At 39.0% G+C, this 17,399-nt stretch carries 17 protein-coding genes; 8 read left to right on the forward strand and 9 right to left on the reverse strand.

The window, feature by feature from the left end; translation table 11 throughout:
- Nucleotides 1–23 precede the first annotated feature (23 nt).
- Complete coding sequence (locus J3U37_RS10135) at nucleotides 24–1,355, forward strand: CoA-disulfide reductase (protein ID WP_267374711.1); 1,332 nt, start codon at nucleotides 24–26, stop codon at nucleotides 1,353–1,355.
- Nucleotides 1,356–1,541: 186 nt separating this feature from the next.
- Nucleotides 1,542–2,960 (forward strand): cation:dicarboxylate symporter family transporter, encoded by a 1,419-nt coding sequence (locus J3U37_RS10140; RefSeq protein WP_267374713.1) that lies wholly within the window; start codon nucleotides 1,542–1,544, stop codon nucleotides 2,958–2,960.
- An 81-nt stretch (nucleotides 2,961–3,041) separates the two neighbouring features.
- Here the strand turns inward: J3U37_RS10140 and galU are convergent, their stop codons facing one another.
- The 5 genes from galU to J3U37_RS10165 form a co-directional block, all read right to left on the reverse strand.
- Nucleotides 3,042–3,956 (reverse strand): UTP--glucose-1-phosphate uridylyltransferase GalU, encoded by a 915-nt coding sequence (galU, locus tag J3U37_RS10145; RefSeq protein ID WP_220218227.1) that lies wholly within the window; start codon nucleotides 3,954–3,956, stop codon nucleotides 3,042–3,044.
- A 341-nt stretch (nucleotides 3,957–4,297) separates the two neighbouring features.
- Nucleotides 4,298–4,720: a hypothetical protein gene (locus J3U37_RS10150; RefSeq protein ID WP_267328785.1), complete on the reverse strand. Its 423-nt coding sequence runs from the start codon at nucleotides 4,718–4,720 to the stop codon at nucleotides 4,298–4,300.
- A gap of 137 nt (nucleotides 4,721–4,857) precedes the next feature.
- Nucleotides 4,858–5,007 carry an entericidin A/B family lipoprotein gene (locus J3U37_RS10155; RefSeq protein ID WP_255556151.1) on the reverse strand — a complete coding sequence of 50 codons (150 nt, stop codon included), beginning with the start codon at nucleotides 5,005–5,007 and terminating at the stop codon, nucleotides 4,858–4,860.
- A 30-nt stretch (nucleotides 5,008–5,037) separates the two neighbouring features.
- The gene (locus J3U37_RS10160; protein ID WP_220218229.1) at nucleotides 5,038–6,231 is read right to left on the reverse strand and encodes an aromatic amino acid transaminase; all 1,194 of its coding nucleotides are present in this window, start codon (nucleotides 6,229–6,231) and stop codon (nucleotides 5,038–5,040) included.
- A gap of 915 nt (nucleotides 6,232–7,146) precedes the next feature.
- A complete protein-coding gene (locus J3U37_RS10165; protein WP_220218230.1) occupies nucleotides 7,147–7,530 on the reverse strand; it encodes a RidA family protein in 384 nt (127 codons plus the stop codon).
- 187 nt (nucleotides 7,531–7,717) lie between these two features.
- On the opposite strand from J3U37_RS10165, the gene ffh reads away from it, so the two are divergent.
- A complete protein-coding gene (ffh, locus tag J3U37_RS10170; protein WP_220218231.1) occupies nucleotides 7,718–9,085 on the forward strand; it encodes a signal recognition particle protein in 1,368 nt (455 codons plus the stop codon).
- Between the two features lie 104 nt (nucleotides 9,086–9,189).
- Here ffh and J3U37_RS10175 read toward each other — a convergent pair whose 3' ends face one another.
- Nucleotides 9,190–10,059, reverse strand: a complete 870-nt coding sequence (locus tag J3U37_RS10175; RefSeq protein WP_220218232.1) for an EamA family transporter — start codon at nucleotides 10,057–10,059, stop codon at nucleotides 9,190–9,192.
- Nucleotides 10,060–10,231: 172 nt separating this feature from the next.
- The gene (gene ispB, locus J3U37_RS10180; protein WP_267336356.1) at nucleotides 10,232–11,218 is read right to left on the reverse strand and encodes an octaprenyl diphosphate synthase; all 987 of its coding nucleotides are present in this window, start codon (nucleotides 11,216–11,218) and stop codon (nucleotides 10,232–10,234) included.
- A gap of 157 nt (nucleotides 11,219–11,375) precedes the next feature.
- On the opposite strand from ispB, the gene J3U37_RS10185 reads away from it, so the two are divergent.
- Complete coding sequence (locus tag J3U37_RS10185) at nucleotides 11,376–12,218, forward strand: TonB family protein (protein ID WP_267329060.1); 843 nt, start codon at nucleotides 11,376–11,378, stop codon at nucleotides 12,216–12,218.
- 112 nt (nucleotides 12,219–12,330) lie between these two features.
- On the opposite strand, the gene pepP is transcribed toward J3U37_RS10185, so the two are convergent.
- On the reverse strand, nucleotides 12,331–13,641 hold the full coding sequence (gene pepP / locus J3U37_RS10190) for a Xaa-Pro aminopeptidase (RefSeq protein ID WP_267374716.1): 1,311 nt from the start codon (nucleotides 13,639–13,641) through the stop codon (nucleotides 12,331–12,333).
- Between the two features lie 27 nt (nucleotides 13,642–13,668).
- Nucleotides 13,669–14,211 carry a UPF0149 family protein gene (locus J3U37_RS10195; protein WP_220218236.1) on the reverse strand — a complete coding sequence of 181 codons (543 nt, stop codon included), beginning with the start codon at nucleotides 14,209–14,211 and terminating at the stop codon, nucleotides 13,669–13,671.
- A 129-nt stretch (nucleotides 14,212–14,340) separates the two neighbouring features.
- Between J3U37_RS10195 and J3U37_RS10200 the strand changes: the two genes are divergently transcribed.
- From J3U37_RS10200 to crr, 4 genes are all read left to right on the forward strand, one after another.
- Complete coding sequence (locus J3U37_RS10200; RefSeq protein WP_267329058.1) at nucleotides 14,341–14,685, forward strand: hypothetical protein; 345 nt, start codon at nucleotides 14,341–14,343, stop codon at nucleotides 14,683–14,685.
- A gap of 144 nt (nucleotides 14,686–14,829) precedes the next feature.
- Nucleotides 14,830–15,087 (forward strand): phosphocarrier protein Hpr, encoded by a 258-nt coding sequence (gene ptsH / locus J3U37_RS10205; RefSeq protein WP_220218238.1) that lies wholly within the window; start codon nucleotides 14,830–14,832, stop codon nucleotides 15,085–15,087.
- Between the two features lie 51 nt (nucleotides 15,088–15,138).
- On the forward strand, nucleotides 15,139–16,866 hold the full coding sequence (gene ptsI, locus J3U37_RS10210; RefSeq protein WP_220218239.1) for a phosphoenolpyruvate-protein phosphotransferase PtsI: 1,728 nt from the start codon (nucleotides 15,139–15,141) through the stop codon (nucleotides 16,864–16,866).
- A 9-nt stretch (nucleotides 16,867–16,875) separates the two neighbouring features.
- A complete protein-coding gene (crr, locus tag J3U37_RS10215; RefSeq protein WP_220218240.1) occupies nucleotides 16,876–17,379 on the forward strand; it encodes a PTS glucose transporter subunit IIA in 504 nt (167 codons plus the stop codon).
- The last annotated feature ends 20 nt before the right edge of the window (nucleotides 17,380–17,399 follow it).

A 17,399-nucleotide genomic window follows, 5' to 3' on the forward strand; every position in this document is an offset into this window, starting at 1 on the left:
CTGAGCACTAAGGAGAATAATAGATGAAAATAATCATTATTGGCGCTCAAGCTGCCGGAGCAAGTGCTGCGGCAAAAGCCAAACGGATGGCTCAAAATGCAACAATTCGTATTTATGAAAAGTCTGATATTGTATCGTTTGGAGCTTGTGGATTGCCTTACTTTATTGGCGAGCATTTTAACGATGACAACGAAATGATTTCCCGCACACCTGAACAGTTCGAAAAAGACGGTATTGAAATCAAAACTCGCCATGAAGTGATTGCTATTGATGCCCAAGCTAAAAAAGTGACGGTGAAAGATCTTAGCACCGGTCATAGTTTTGATGACAATTACGATCAACTACTACTTGCCGTTGGCGCAAGTCCAATTATGCCAAATTTTTCAAATGGTCATCTAAAAAATATCTTTACTCTACGTGATCTTCACGACGGTCAAGCCATTAAACAAGCGCTATCTAACCCTAACGTTACAAATGTGATTGTGGTTGGTGCTGGCTATATCGGGCTTGAGATTGCCGAATCGTTGGTCGCTTTAAAGAAAAAAGTCAAACTGATCCAACTCGATGACAGAGTATTAGTCGATGCATTTGATAGCGAAATGACGGCAATTATTCAAGACAATATCAAACAGCACTGCGATTTACATTTGCAAGAGCGAGTACAAGGCTTTGAAGGTGAACACGCTGTCACCGGTGTCATAACCGATAAAGGACAATATCGAGCTGATCTGGTCATTATCGCCACCGGAGTTAAGCCAAATAGCCACATTTATCAGCACCTTGGCATGAATATGCTGGGCAATGGCGCCATTATTACCGACAGTTTCGGGCGAACAAACATAGCCAATATTTATGCAGCAGGCGATTGCGCCGCAATCGAGCATCGAGTCAGCCAATCAACCGTCTATATCCCTTTAGCAACCAGCGCCAATAAACTGGGCAAAGTCGTTGGGGAGAACTTAGCCGGCGGAAATGCCCAATTCCCGGGCACGTTAGGCACCTCAGCGCTCAGAGTATTTGATAGTGAAGCCGGGCGAACAGGTCTGAGCGAAAATGAAGCGATAAAAGCAAAAATTCCCTATAAAACGGTTATGGTTAAAGATAAAAACCACAGTAATTATGTCGCCGGACAAACCACGATTGTGGCTAAATTGATTTATCACGCCGATACCCGAGTGATTTTAGGCGGACAAATTGCCGGCGGCCATGGCGCTGCATTAAGGGTTAATGTGCTGGCTTGCGCTATTTGGGCAAAAATGAAAATCGATGAATTATCCATGATGGACTTTTTATATGCCCCCCCATTTTCCAGACCATGGGACATTTTAAATATTGCAGGTTCGATCGCAAAATAGAGAAGGTTACCGATAAACAGCAAATTGAGTTTATCCCCCTTTTCGATTTTAAGACAAGTTATGAACATGCCGCTATCTTAACCAGATAGTTTCGCTCAATTAGTCTACATGTCATTCCAACAAATAGACTGATTATTAAATAGGATTATTAGATAATTAAATTTATCACTAAACGGCGGAGGTATTATGTCAGAAGCCATTTTTCATGGAGTTTTTTTCGAAAAATTCCTATCGATTACCTACTATCAAACGTTAATTGGTATAGGGTTACTACTCATCTGTTTTTTTGCGGTGTTAAAACCATTACAAAATAAAAAAGTCAGTTTTTCAATCCGCATGTTAGTGGGGTTAATCCTTGGCGCTGTGCTTGGCTTAGGCATTCAAGCTATGGCGGGATTCCCAACAACCCCGAAGACATGGATGCAAGAAATCGCCAATTGGTACGGTCTGTTTGGGCGGGCTTTTATCGCCTTTATTCGCATGTTGGTTATTCCGCTCATTTTTGTCTCAATTGTCAAAGTGATTATTGATTTTTCCGGCAAAAAAAACCTGCCACAAATTGCCTTCCGTGGAATTTTTTGGTTACTCTTCACCACCGCTATCGCTTGTATTGTCGGCATTATTTTAGCCAACTTATTTGAACTGGGTGAAATGAGCTCAACATCGGTACATCATGCTGAAGCTAAACAATATACCAGCATCATTGATACTTTTGTTAATCTTATTCCTAGCAATATTATTGCATCAATGGTTAAAGAAAATATTGTTGGATTAGTTATCTTTTCAGCACTGATGGGGCTGGCAGCTAATCGCATGGAAAAGAAAAATCCTCAACCTATTGCACTATTTAAAACCTTTATCGAGGCACTATATAAAATCGTCATGTCAATTGCCATGACAATCATCAAATACATGCCTTATGCAGTTGTTGCATTGCTGGCACGTACGATTATTTCAAATGGTATTCCTGCCATTATTGAAGTCTCAAGCTTTGTCGCAGCGGTCTATATTGCAATGCTCATTATGCTTATTGTGCATATTGCCATTGTGATGCTACACGGTATCTCACCTGTTATGTTTATTAAAAAGGCATTGGGCACATGGCTGTTAGCTTTTACCAGTCGCTCATCGGTTGGCACTTTACCGATGACAATCTCAACGTTAACCGTGCGAATGGGCGTAAATAGCGGTACAGCTAACTTAGTTGGCTCGCTTGGCAGTACTATGGGGATGAACGGTTGTGCCGGATTTTTCCCGGCGCTACTGGCGGTCATGGTGGCGCATATGGTAGGAATCGACACCAATTTTCAATTTTACATCATGTTAGTGATTGTCGTTGTCATTGGCTCAATTGGTATTGCCGGCATTCCAGGCACAGCAACAGTTGCTGCAACAGTGGTTTTATCCGGCATGGGTATGGCGCAGCACTTTGCACTTATCGGTATGGTACTGGCTGTTGATCCAATTATTGATATGGCACGGACTTTAGCCAACGTATCGGGCGCCATGACAGCGGCTGTGGCAACCGACCGTGAGGTGGGAACAATGGATATGGACGTGTTTAACGATCCTAATGTCATACTGGACAATGATAATTCCGCCTAATTAAACGTAAGCCACAAAAAAGGACGCCACATTGCGTCCTTTTTTGGTTGTTACGATCGTAACAACAGTCGTATTAGGGGATTAAAGCGTTTTTAACCAAGCTTTCACATCATCGCCTAAACTTTTATGACGCATTGCGTATTGCACAAATGTTTGGACATAACCTAATTTATTACCACAATCGTGACTACGACCTTTAATGCAATAAGCATCAACCGGCTCTTCTTCAAGTAACATTGCGATAGCGTCAGTTAATTGAATTTCTCCGCCTGCACCTAATGGCGTTTTCGCAAGCAACGGCCAAATTTTTTCAGATAAAACATAGCGTCCAACAACAGATTGATTGGAAGGCGCTTCTTCAATTGAAGGTTTTTCAACCACACTATACATTTGGGTAACATTACCGGCAGATAGCGCTTCACCACGACAATCAACAATACCGTAAGATGAAACCAACTCTTTAGGTACCGGCTCAACCATAATTTGACTGTGCTTTGTTTCATGATAGTTTTTGATCATCGCCGCTAAATTATCGGTGGCAAGATCACTGTCATACTCATCAATAATCACATCGGGTAAAACCACGGCAAATGGCTCATTACCAACTAAAGGATACGCACACATTACCGCATGCCCCAGCCCTTTAGCTAAACCTTGGCGAACACTGGCAATGGTCACATGTTTAGGTAGAATGCTTTGCACCTCTTGCAATAATTGACGTTTAACCCGAGCTTCTAGCATCGCTTCTAATTCAAAACTGGTATCAAAATGGTTTTCAATCGAGTTTTTAGAAGAGTGGGTAACAAAAATAATTTCGGTAATACCAGCAGCAATACACTCTTTTACGACATACTGAATAAGAGGCTTATCAACCACCGGCAACATCTCTTTTGGAATTGCCTTGGTTGCAGGTAACATTCGCGTACCTAAACCGGCAACCGGAACAACTGCTTTTTTCACTTTTCCATTTAAAGAAGATTCAAAGTTTAATGACATTTTATTTCCTTAAAAACAAATTAACTAACAATACCGTTAATGCTTGGTACACAACCGCTACGATTAACTAAGGCATGTTTAACACGTATAAACTTTAGCATATAAGCTATCGAGATACACGCACCAACAACACTTCTTACTAAACTTTTATATTTTTTCTGACTGACTTAATTTACTCACTAATCGATATAATGATAAAACAATCTTTATACTATTTCGATAACAATCAATTTATTATTTATAGCTAAAAACAGATAGATTAAAAATGCACCACATTCCAAACGTTAACATCCATAAATCCAGCCTGTTTTATTTCGTTTTGCTAACATTGTGCATTGAGCTTACTGAATAATTGAAACTTCCGGTGAAACAATAAGCTTTGGATTGTCACTATCTTCAGCTAAAGAATCAATCACGATATAAATAATTTGGCAATTTTGTAAAATGGCTTCCCTTGCCACAAATTTTGCTTTACGGTCACGTGCTGCTCGTTGCGCAGGGCTAATGTAGAGATCATCATAGCCATCATCATACAAAGATGCTCTTTCTAATAAACTTGGTGCCCGCCAAAATGTCTCTTTAGGATAATGACGAACGATAATATTACCGGTTAATTTACCTTTCATCCCGGCATAAGTTGCCGATAAGTGCCGACTGGATCGGCTAGGTGCGATATTGATGTGCTGATAACTGGTGATATTGGAAGAAAGTGGATTTAATTGAAATTGAATCTGATTAAGCGAGGCATAATGGCAGTTTTCCATAGTTAAAGGTGCAGTTCGAAAATTTAACGAACCGCACCCAACCAAAAAAAATAAACTAATACAAATAAGTATAAATCGCATTTTTACGTATTATTTTTATAAATATGGGTTATTTATAAAAATGGTTATCATCCTAATTATAATTTATCGCTTACCGATTCAGCAGTATTTGTAATCGCTTTACCGCCTGATTGAACATCTTTACCAACACCACTAAATGTATTACATCCAGTTACCAGCGTTGTCATGACAATCCCTAACACCAAAATTAATATTTTATGGAACATATTACATACTCCTCTATAATTAATACACGGTTAGTTTAAGGTAGCAAATGCCTCTGCTACGCGATGAATATTTTGGTGATTCAAACCTGCCACACACATCCTTCCACTGCCCACCAAATAAACAGCAAAATTATCTTTTAAATGTGTGACTTGTGCTGCTGAAAATCCGGTATAACTAAACATGCCACGCTGTTTGACTAAATAATCAAAATTTTGATTAGGCGCCGCTGTTTTCAGTAATTGAACTAAAGTTGAACGCATAGTCACAATACGTTTACGCATTGACTCGACTTCGTCAAACCATTGTGCTTTAAGCGCATCATTATTTAATACGTAAGCCACTAACTGCGCACCATAGGCCGCAGGACTAGAATAATTTCGACGTACGGTCGCTTGAAGTTGACCAAGTACACGATTTGCTACTTCACTATTATCACATAAAACAGATAGTCCACCAACTCGCTCGCCATATAACGAAAATGTTTTGGAAAATGAGTTACTTACAAAACCGCATAAACCAACTTCTGCGGCTTTTCTAATGGCATAACTGTCATCTTCGATACTCTCGCCAAAGCCTTGATAAGCAATATCCATAAAGGGAATAAGATCACGTGCACGTAAAACATCTATCACCGTATCCCACTGCGCTTTAGTCAAATCTGCGCCGGTCGGATTATGACAACACGGATGTAGCAATACAATGCTTTTAGCCGGTAACTGATTTAACGTTTCAAGCATTGCATCAAAATTTACCCCACAAGTTTCAGAATCAAAATAGGGATATTTATTAACCTTAAAGCCTGCCCCGCTAAAAATAGCAATATGATTTTCCCAGGTAGGATCGCTCACCCAAACTTGCGAATCTGGAAAATAGCGAAATAAAAAATCGGCACCGACTTTAAGCGCTCCTGATCCGCCTAATGTTTGAATAGTTGCAATTCGTTTATCTTTATAGGCACTGTGCGTTTGACCAAATAATAACTTTTGAATCGCTTGACAATATTCGGGCATTCCACTCATTGGTAAGTATAACTGCGCACCTTGATTATGGTGATAAACATAATCACGAGCAGTCTTAACGCACTGTAATTGAGGTACCACACTATTATCATCATAATAATAACCGATACTTAAGTTAACTTTGTTTTCACGGTTATCATGATTAAACTCTGTAACTAATGATAAAATTGGATCCCCGGCATACGGCTCTACTTTCTCAAACATATTTGCAACCTGATTACACATAAACTGACAATCGATAATTGTAGATTATTACACCAACTTCATTGGCAATCAATCTCTAAATAGCAGTTTAACAACAAATCATTTAATAAGATTTTAATTAATCGGGACAAGAGAATAAACATTATAATAAAGAGAAAGAAAATAACGGTTTTTCAACCGGATTTTATACTAAAACACATATACTTTCTGAAACTTCTTGACAATAATTGGCATCTAATAATGAGATTATATCTGTAAAATTGCCCTGTCGGTACTTACGTCTTCTTTAACTTTGGAATCTTTGGCAATTTAGCTTAGTTATTGGATAAATATTTTCAATTTAGCTTTTATACTTAAACGTATACATTTTCTGAAACTTCTTGACAATAATTGGCATCTAATAATGCGATTAAATCTGTAAAATTGCCCTGTCGGTGCTTACGTCTATTTGAACTTTGAAATCTTTGGCAATTTAGCTTATTTATTGGTTAAATATGTTCAATTCAGATTTTATACTAAAACATATGCATTTTCTGAAACTTCTTGACAAAGATTAGCATCTAATAATGAGATTAAATATGTAAAAGTGCCCTGTCCGTACTTACGTCTCCTTTAACTTTGGAATCTTTGGCAATTTAGCTTAGTTATTGGATAAATATTTTCAATTCAGATTTTATACTTAAACATATACATTTTCTGAAACTTCTTGACAAAGATTAACGCCTAATAATGAGATTAAATCTGTAAAATTACCCTATTGGCGCTTACGTCTCTTTGAACTTTGGAATCTTTGGCAATTTAGCTTAGTTATTGGATAAATATTTTCAATTCAGATTTTATACTCAAACATATACATTTTCTGAAACTTCTTGACAAGCATTAGCACCATAACGGTGCTAACTGAAGCGAGATAAGTTACTTAGCGGCTATCACTTCTATTTCAACTTTGGCATCTTTTGGAATTCGGGCAACTTGTACACAAGAGCGAGCCGGGAAAGAGGCATTATTTTCGACGAAAAAGGCTTGATACACCTCATTAACGGCGGCAAAATCATTCATATCGGCTAAAAAGATAGTGGTTTTAACAATATCACTGACTTGATAACCGGCCGCTGTCACAATCGCTTTGACATTCGCTAAACTCTGTTTTGTTTGCTCTTTCACACAAGCAGGCATTTCCCCGGTTGCCGGATCAAGCGGAATTTGCCCGGATGCAAATAACATATTACCTAAATTGATTGCCTGAACATATGGTCCAATCGCCGCAGGTGCTTTATCGGTATTAATTACTGTTGCCATGTTCGATACTCTCCTTTTGATTTAACATTCAGTTAGATTGTAAAAATCTGAAATCATTCTACTTTTATCTCTGCCCATTTCAACAGGAACACTATTGGGTGTCAAGCAAAGGGGTAACGATGATCATGGGACTTCTTTAAATTTTCTGATATGATAACCAAAATTTTTCCGTATATTGAGAGTTAATATGTTTGAGAATTTAACCGAACGTTTATCACAGACATTTCGCAATCTAAGTGGTCGTGGGCGTTTGTCTGAAGATAATATCAAAGAAGCACTGCGTGAAGTGCGAATGGCACTGCTTGAAGCTGACGTTGCACTACCGGTCGTCCGTGATTTTATCAATCAAGTAAAAGAAAAGGCCGTTGGATTAGATGTCAGCAAAAGCCTAACGCCGGGTCAAGAGTTTATCAAAATTGTGCAGGCTGAACTGACCGCCGCAATGGGCGAAGTCAACAGCTCGCTCAATCTGGCCACCCAACCACCTGCGGTTATTTTAATGGCAGGTTTACAAGGTGCCGGTAAAACTACCAGCGTTGCAAAATTAGCCAAATTTTTAAAAGAAAAACAGAAAAAGAAAGTATTAGTTGTTTCTGCCGACGTCTATCGTCCGGCGGCGATTAAACAGTTAGAAACGTTAGCCAAAGCTATCGATGTTGCGTTTTTCCCGTCTGATATTAAAGAAAAACCGATAAACATTGTTAACAATGCCATTTCACATGCGAAATTACAATTTTTTGATGTGTTGATTGTCGATACTGCCGGTCGTTTACATATCGACGGTGAGATGATGGATGAAATCAAAGCCCTTCATCAAGCAATCAACCCAATTGAAACGCTATTTGTTGTCGATGCGATGACCGGGCAAGATGCCGCTAACACGGCTAAAGCCTTTAATGATGCGCTTCCTTTAACGGGTGTGATACTGACCAAAGTCGACGGTGATGCACGTGGTGGTGCGGCATTATCTATTCGCCACATTACCGGCAAACCGATTAAATTCTTAGGTATGGGTGAAAAAACCGATGCCTTAGAGCCATTCTATCCGGATCGCATTGCATCACGTATTTTAGGCATGGGCGATGTTATCTCTCTGATTGAAGAGCTGCAAAATAATGTTGATCGTGAAAAAGCCGAGAAAATTGCCAAAAAGCTTAAAAAAGGCGATAAATTTGACTTTAACGATTTCCAAGATCAGCTTAAACAGATGCGCAATATGGGCGGAATGGGCGCCATGTTGGCTAAATTGCCGGGTGTAGGTCAGCTTCCGGAGCATATCAAAGCACAAATGGATGATAAAATCACCATTAAAATGGAAGCGATTATCGGCTCAATGACATTAAAAGAGCGAGCCAATCCGGAGATCATAAAAGGCTCACGTAAACGCCGAATCGCTGAGGGTTCCGGTACTCAAGTACAAGATGTCAACAAACTGCTTAAACAGTTTGAAGATATGCAAAAAATGATGAAGAAGATGAAAGGCGGCGGCATGATGAAGATGATGCGCCAAATGAAAGGCCTTATGGGTGGCGGAATGGGATTACCCCGACGCTAAATTAGGCTAATCTTATCGGCAAGCAAAAACCGCTTGCCACTCAACAATTAATCTATCTCAATTTTACATCGCACTTTACTAATTTATAGTGCGATGTTTTTATTTTACTGCTGTTTAAGCGATTTGATTTTGGTAGGACGACTCATAGACAACACGGTACCAATTGAAGACAAGATAATCAAGCCAATGGCTAGCCACTGATAATGCGTTAACTGCTCGTGTAACACAATCAATCCCGAAAAAGCGGCAAATACCGGCGAAAGGCTCATTAAAGTACTAAATGTTTGAGCAGGTAACCGTGGAAGTGCCACCATATCTAACCCATACGGAATAGCAGACGCCAGCAACGAAACGAGAAAAATCAACGGCAAGAGCGAAATCGAAAACATCGCACTACCGCTTTGCCAAACACCAATTGGAAATAACAGTATTGAAGCAATAATTGCGCCCAATGCCACACTTGACGAACCATGTATTGCGCCGGCTTTGCGCCCAAAAAGAATATAACATGCCCAACAAGCACCGGCAGTTAATGCCATTACTATACCGATCGGATCTAATTCGCTCGAGGCTTGATGAATCGGCAATAACATCCCCAGACCAACTACTGCAATACCCAACCAAATAAAATCAGCTAATCGCCGCCCGGAAAACATTGCCACCATAATCGGGCCGGTTAACTCAATGGCAACAGCAATTCCTAACGGAATGCGTGAGATAGCATTATAAAAACTTAAATTCATGCACCCCATTGCCAATCCGTATAAGATGATATACCGCAAAGCTTGCTTAGTTATCGCTTTGCGCCACGGCTTAAAGATCATCGCTAACATTACTGATGAAAAGGTTAAGCGCCATGCAGTCATACCTTCTGGCCCAAGAACGGGGAACAGATATTTAGCAATAGAAGCACTGCCTTGAACCGAAATCATTGAAATAAAAATTAATAAAACTGGCCAAGATCTTTTAAACATAAATGATACCTTGTTCAAAAGGTACCGCCATTAAATAACACACGCTGTGATAGTGTGTATAAATGACAGTACCAAAAAATAATTGATGAAAAGATTGGTAACGCTGAGAAAGTAAAAGCAGTTAAATTAAATTGATAAACAGCACTTTTAAATCTTTAACGACACATAACAACTAGTTATCCCTTTTAACCGATAACAACGCAAGATCCTGCAATGCTTTTTTATAAGGAGAGTCAGGTAGAATCGCAATTACATCAAATGCTTTTTTTGCCTCTTGCTGCGCCACTTCTAAGGTAAATGCCAATGAGCCGCAGGCATCCATGACCTGTAAAATACGATCTAACAAATGGCGCCCATTACCTTGCTCAATCGCTTGACGAATCATTGCCCTGTCATCAGCATTTGGCGCATGATGCATGGCATGCAGTAATGGCAGTGTTGGTTTGCCTTCGTTTAAATCATCCCCCAAATTCTTTCCTAATTTTTGATTACTATCAGCGCTGTAATCAAGTAAATCATCAATAATTTGGAAAGCAGTGCCTAAATATTTGCCATATTGTTGTAAGGCATACTCTTGTTGCTCATTTGCCTCAGCCAACACCGCTGCCGAATGAGAAGTGGCTTCAAATAGTCGGGCTGTTTTACGATAAATCACCTCTAAATACTGCTCTTTAGTGATATTAGGATCATTGCAATTTATCAGCTGTTGTACTTCGCCTTCCGCAATGACATTTGTCGCTTCTGACATAATGGTTAACACTTTAAATGATCCAGTGCGCACCATCATTTGAAATGAGCGGGTATAGATATAGTCACCCACTAATACACTGGCGGCATTACCAAACAGGGCGTTCGCTGTTGATTTGCCTCGTCTTAAATCGGATTCATCAACAACATCATCATGCAATAATGTTGCGGTATGAATAAATTCAATAAACGCAGCGGTAATAATATGCTTATCACCTTGATAATTTAGTGCCTTTGCAACTAGCAAAGCAATAATTGGGCGAATGCGTTTACCGCCACTACTAATAATATAATTGCCCAGTTGATTAATCAGTGCCACATCAGAGTTAAGCTCTGCTTGGATTGCAGCATTAACTTTAACTAAGTCATCTTTTACAAGTTCAAGAATTTGATTCATTGATGGATCATTCATCCCTATAACCACTACCAATAATTACGATTTTGCTCTCTATTATCTGCTAAATATTTTTAAGCAACAAGTTATTGGTATATCATATTTAAAAAATATGCTACAAATGATACGCATTTTCATTTAGAATAGCTAACTTAAGTTACAAATAAACACTGTTATGAAGATCAACTTTAATATCGATATCAACACTGACAAAGCGCCACAAGTACCTGCAATTAAAAAGCAAGGTGGCTATTTCTATACGTCACTTTCGGTCATCACGCACTTATGTTTATTTGGATTATTATTCAGTTCAGCGCTGTTTGCCAATGATATTGTTATTGATGAAGGGGATAACTCAATCAAAGCGGTAATGGTCGATCTTACCCAAATGGCAGCGCCGCAACAATCCTTAGTTGAAAACACGCCGGATATTAAAGGCGTTGAAGATAGTGAAATTATTGATAACAAACCTATTGAAGAGCCACCGGTTGAGCCAGTTAAAGAGCCGGAAGTTGTCAAAGAACCTGAGCCTGTAGTTGATACGCCTATTCCCTTGCCGGAAAAAGAGGTAGTGGAAAAAAAAGAACCGGAGCCGGAGCCAAAACCGAAACCAAAGCCAAAACAAAAACCGAAACCAGAGTCGAAACCAACGCAACGATCGTCACGACAACAAGTTCGCCAAGAAGCAATCACTCAAAATATTGCCAATACCGCCGTTGCACCGCAAATTTCAGAAAACCGACAATATTCAGGCAATCCTTCGCCAATTAGTCGCAATCAACCCGAATACCCACGTCGAGCGTTGGATATGCGTTTAGAAGGTTATGTTATTGCACTATTTGATATCAACAGCGACGGACGAGTGGAAAATATCAGAATTATCGAAGCTCAGCCCAATAACATCTTTAATCGTTCGGTTATCAATGCCATGAAAACATGGAAATATAAACCGATTGTGGCCAAAAATTTAAAAATTAAAATCGTCTTTAATCGAGACCGTTCCATTAAATTAAATTAAATTAACGATCCGATTAACATCGCCCAACAAGTTATGCCCAAACAGTTTAGGCGTTCGCTATTATCACCATTTTGCTGATAATAGCGATACCAAAGCATTATCACAAAAAACGTTACATCGGCTCTTTCATCAAAGCTTCGATGGCTAAAGGATCTTTAGGCACCTTAGCCGTTAATACTTCGTTGCCTGACGGTGTTATTAAAATATTATCCTCAATACGAATACCAATCCCTTTATAATGTTCGGGTACATCAGCATCTTTGTTGATATACAGCCCCGGTTCAACGGTTAGCACCATGCCGGGTTGTAAAATGCAATCTCGCCCTTGCCCCACATCATGCACATCTATCCCCAGCCAATGCCCTAAACCATGCATATAAAATTCGCTATAAGCTTTATTGGCGATTAAACTATCGACATCGCCTTGCATAATACCGAGCTTAACTAAACCTTCAACCATAATGCGTACAACCTGTTCATTAACAGCTAAAATGTTCGTTCCGGGTTTAAAGAGTTCAATGGCGTGATATTGTGCCGCCAGCACAATGTCGTAAATGTCTCGCTGAGCTTGACTAAACTCGCCATTAATAGGAAATGTTCGGGTAATATCCCCGGCATAATATTGATATTCACACCCTGCATCAATCAACACCAAATCGCCATTTTTCAATTGATCGCAATTGTTCTCATAATGCAATATACAACCATTATTGCCACTGCCAACAATGGTATTGTAAGACGGAAAACGAGCGCCATGCCATGCAAATTCATGTAAGATTTCGGCTTCTAACTGATATTCATACAGCGCCGGCTGGCATTTTTGCATCGCACGCACGTGCGCCTTTGCGCTAATGTCACACGCCTTGCGTAAAATCTGCAACTCATACTCCGATTTAAACATTCGCATTTGATGAACAATTAGGCGCCAGTCAATGACTGTACTTGGCGCAATGCGTTTAACGCGAGCGCCTTCTCTTAAGGTCATCAGTGCTTGTTTAACAATAGTGTCGGCATAATCATAATGCTGATCAGCATGATAGATAGTGGTTTTGCCATCTAAGATATCGGGTAAAACAGTTACGATGTCATCAAAAAGGTAAGCTTCATCCACCAATACCGCTTCGAGCGCCGCTTGTTGTCCTAAACGATAACCTGTCCACGTTTCAGCCAGTGGGTCTTTTTTGCGATTAAATAGCACATATTTGGCATCATTAGACTGTTTAATGATTGCCAGTACCGCTTGTGGTTCACTAAACTGAGTAAAATACCAAAAATCACTATCTTGTCGATAAGGATAATGGGTATCATTACTGCGGGTCATTTCTGGCGCAGCAAAAAAGAGTGCCACACTATTTGGCACCATTTGAGCAAGCAGTTTCTCCCGACGAGCAAACAGCTCTGTTTTGATATCTGTGTTTGGCATGGTTATGACCTTAGCGATAAATAGAGATTAATGGATAGTTGGCATAATATCGGGCTCGTTAAACTCTTCAAAGCAGAGCATCGCAGTAATGCGTACATACTCTTTGATCTCTTCAAAAGCAAAACCCAGCTCTTGCTGATCTTCATCTTCATCAAAACCTAACTTAGCAATTTCCCTTAGATCATAAATCGCTTCGCCAACATCGCCTTTTATGCGACTTAATTTTGGCTGAACAAGCCCAATCCCTAACAGAAAATGATTGACCCAACCAACAAGATCATTGATTTGAGTAAACAGGTCTTGAGAGCTCAGTTGCAATTGGAACTCAAAATCTTCATCGGTTAGCTGCTGCTTAGTTAAATGATATAAATTTTCAATCTGCTTATTTAATGGCTGAGCAATAGCCTGCCCATTATTTAACATATCTTCAACTAAAGGACGCCAGCTCTCATCGAGATTACCACCAGCTAATATGCCTGAAATAAAACCATGCAATTCGGCCGCACTTACCCCTATTTTATTTTGCATTAATTGGCGATTAAGTTCGTCATAATTGATCATATCAGTCATTAAATCCACCCTGATTTTCAGTTATATCAGTAAAAAATACACCCCCTGCACTTTCACTGATTATTAGTATATAATTCGTACCCAGTTAACAATAATAAACAGGTTACATTGCTTAATAAAGGAATTATTTTGAACATTTTAAGATTAGTTGTGAAATTTCCTCTACTATTATCACTGATTGCTTTATCATTAACCGCTTGTAGTGCATGGTTTACCAATCAAGGCATCATTATTCTTGATGTGCAGAATAAAACTCATACCTATGTAAGTAGCCAGAATTTACCTAGAAATTATCAATTGGGTAATGGCGAACAAGAGTTACAAAAATTTGAAACATTCTGCCGGGAAGAGATTAGAGCATCACAGCTTGACGGCAGTGAAGAGGTCGTCTTTGAAAATATCAAACATGGTATTCATGGACAGGTTGAATTTAATAAATGTAGTGACAAAGTCACTCGAATTTACCGATATTAAGATAATATCAGCTAGCTTTAGCAATAGAAGTGTAAATAAGATTGATTAATTGTAAAAGATCTATCAAATCTTACTAGCCTTTCTAGCTGTTTTTATTTATATTGGTTGTGTAAAAATGAAAATATTTTTGGGAGTAAAAATACTATGTACAAGCAAGATGTAACCATTACTGCATCTAACGGTCTTCATACCCGCCCTGCTGCACAATTTGTAAAAGAAGCAAAAAACTTTAACGCTGAAATTACCGTCACTTCAAACGGTAAAAGTGCCAGTGCTAAAAGTTTATTTAAATTGCAAACTTTAGGTTTAACACAAGGGACAACAATTACAATTTCTGCTGAAGGCGAAGACGAGAAAGAAGCAGTAAATCATTTAGTAAAATTAATTCCTGAATTGGAATAAAACTCCCAATAAGCTATAAACGGTTTTAATATTGAATAAGGATTAAATGTTATGGTATCAGGTATACTTGTTTCTCCGGGTATCGCTTTTGCAAAAGCGCTATTATTAAAAGAAGAACCTATTGTGATCAATAATAGGCCAATTCTTGATAACAAAATCGATGCTGAAATAGACCGCTTTAAACAAGCTCGTCAAAAATCAAGCGAGCAACTTAATGCGATTATGGAACGAGCAAAAACGACTTTAGGCGAAGATAAAGCAGCCATATTTGAAGGTCATATTATGCTTCTTGAAGATGAAGATCTTGAGCAAGAAGTTATCTCTCGCATTAAAAGCAAACATTCAAGTGCTGATGCCGCAGTTCAAGCTGTATTTGAAACCCAAGCAAAAGAGCTAGAAAATTTAGATGACGAATATTTAAAAGAGCGTGCAGCTGATATTCGTGATATTGGTAAGCGATTACTAAAAAATATTTTAGGCATTGAAATCGTTGATTTAAGTGCGATTAGCCAACCATGTATTTTAGTGGCAACCGACTTAACACCGTCTGAAACAGCGCAACTTAATTTAGACATGGTATTAGGCTTTATTACTGATGCTGGTGGACGCACTTCGCACACCTCAATTATGGCACGTTCATTAGAAATTCCAGCCATTGTTGGTACATCAAATGCAACGCAAATGATTAAACAAGGTGATTTTGTTATTTTAGATGCGATCAACAACGCAATTTATATTAACCCGGATCACGCCACTCAAGAAAAACTTAAACAAGTTCAAGCAAAATACATCAGTGATAAAGAAGAGTTAGCCAAATTAAAAGATCTCCCTGCGGTCACGCTTGATGGTCACCAAGTCGAAATTTGTGGCAACATCGGTACTGTTCGTGATATTGCCGGAGCTGAGCGTAACGGCTATGAAGGTGTGGGGCTTTATCGTACTGAATTTTTATTCATGGATCGTGATGCGTATCCAAATGAAGAAGAACAATTCAAAGCTTACAAAGAAGTGGCTGAAGCGGCTAAAGGTTTATCGGTCATTGTGCGTACAATGGATATCGGTGGTGACAAAGATGTCCCTTATATGCACCTGCCAAAAGAAGAGAATCCATTCTTAGGTTGGCGTGCAATCCGTATCTGCCTCGATCGTAAAGAGATTTTACATGCTCAGTTACGTGCTATTTTACGTGCTTCTGCATTTGGTAAATTACGTATTATGTTCCCGATGATCATATCGGTTGAAGAAATCCGTATCTTAAAATCTGAAATTAATATTCTTAAAGAACAACTCACCGCTGAAGGTAAAGCGTTTGATAAGGGTATTGAAATCGGTGTTATGATTGAAACCCCAGCTGCTGCGGTGATAGCTCGCCATTTAGCGAAAGAAGTTGACTTCTTTAGTATCGGAACTAACGATTTAACCCAATACACCCTTGCTGTTGACCGTGGTAATGAGCTAATTTCTCACCTGTATAACCCACTGTCACCGTCAGTGTTAACATTAATTAAAAATGTTATTGATGCTTCTCACAAAGAAGGCAAATGGACGGGTATGTGTGGAGAACTCGCTGGCGATGAAAGAGCAACAGTTTTACTACTCGGTATGGGACTTGATGAATTTAGTATGAGTGCGGTATCGATTCCAAAAATCAAAAAACTGATTCGTAACACCAATTACGAAGAAGCGAAGAAATTTGCTGAAAATGCATTAGAAAAAGCAACAGCGAAAGAAATTCTTGATTTAATTGAAAAATATACCGCTGAAAAACAAATCTGTTAGGAGACAATAATGGGTCTATTCGATAAAATTAAGCAATTTGTGTCCGATGGTAGCAAAAATAGCATCGAAATTATTGCGCCACTAAGTGGAGAAATTGTCAAAATCGAAGATGTACCAGATGTGGTTTTTGCTGAAAAAATCGTTGGTGATGGCGTAGCTATCAAACCGTCTGGTAATAAAATTGTTGCACCATTAAATGGTAGAATTGGCAAGATTTTCGAGACAAATCATGCGTTTGCAATTGAATCTGACGAGGGTATCGAGCTATTTGTTCACTTTGGTATCGATACTGTTGAGCTTAAAGGTGAAGGCTTTACTCGTATTGCAGAAGAAGGGCAACAAGTAAAAATTGGCGATACAATTATTGAAATTGATCTGCCATTACTTGAGAGCAAAGCTAAATCAGTGTTAACACCAGTTGTGATATCTAATATGGAAACTGTTGTTGAACTGACTAAGTTATCTGGCTCTGTTGAGGCAGGTAAAACACCAATTATGCGTGTAAAAAAATAACATCGCAAAAAGTTACTACT

It is taken from the genome of Gilliamella sp. B3172 (assembly GCF_026536465.1).
Classification (GTDB): domain Bacteria; phylum Pseudomonadota; class Gammaproteobacteria; order Enterobacterales; family Orbaceae; genus Gilliamella.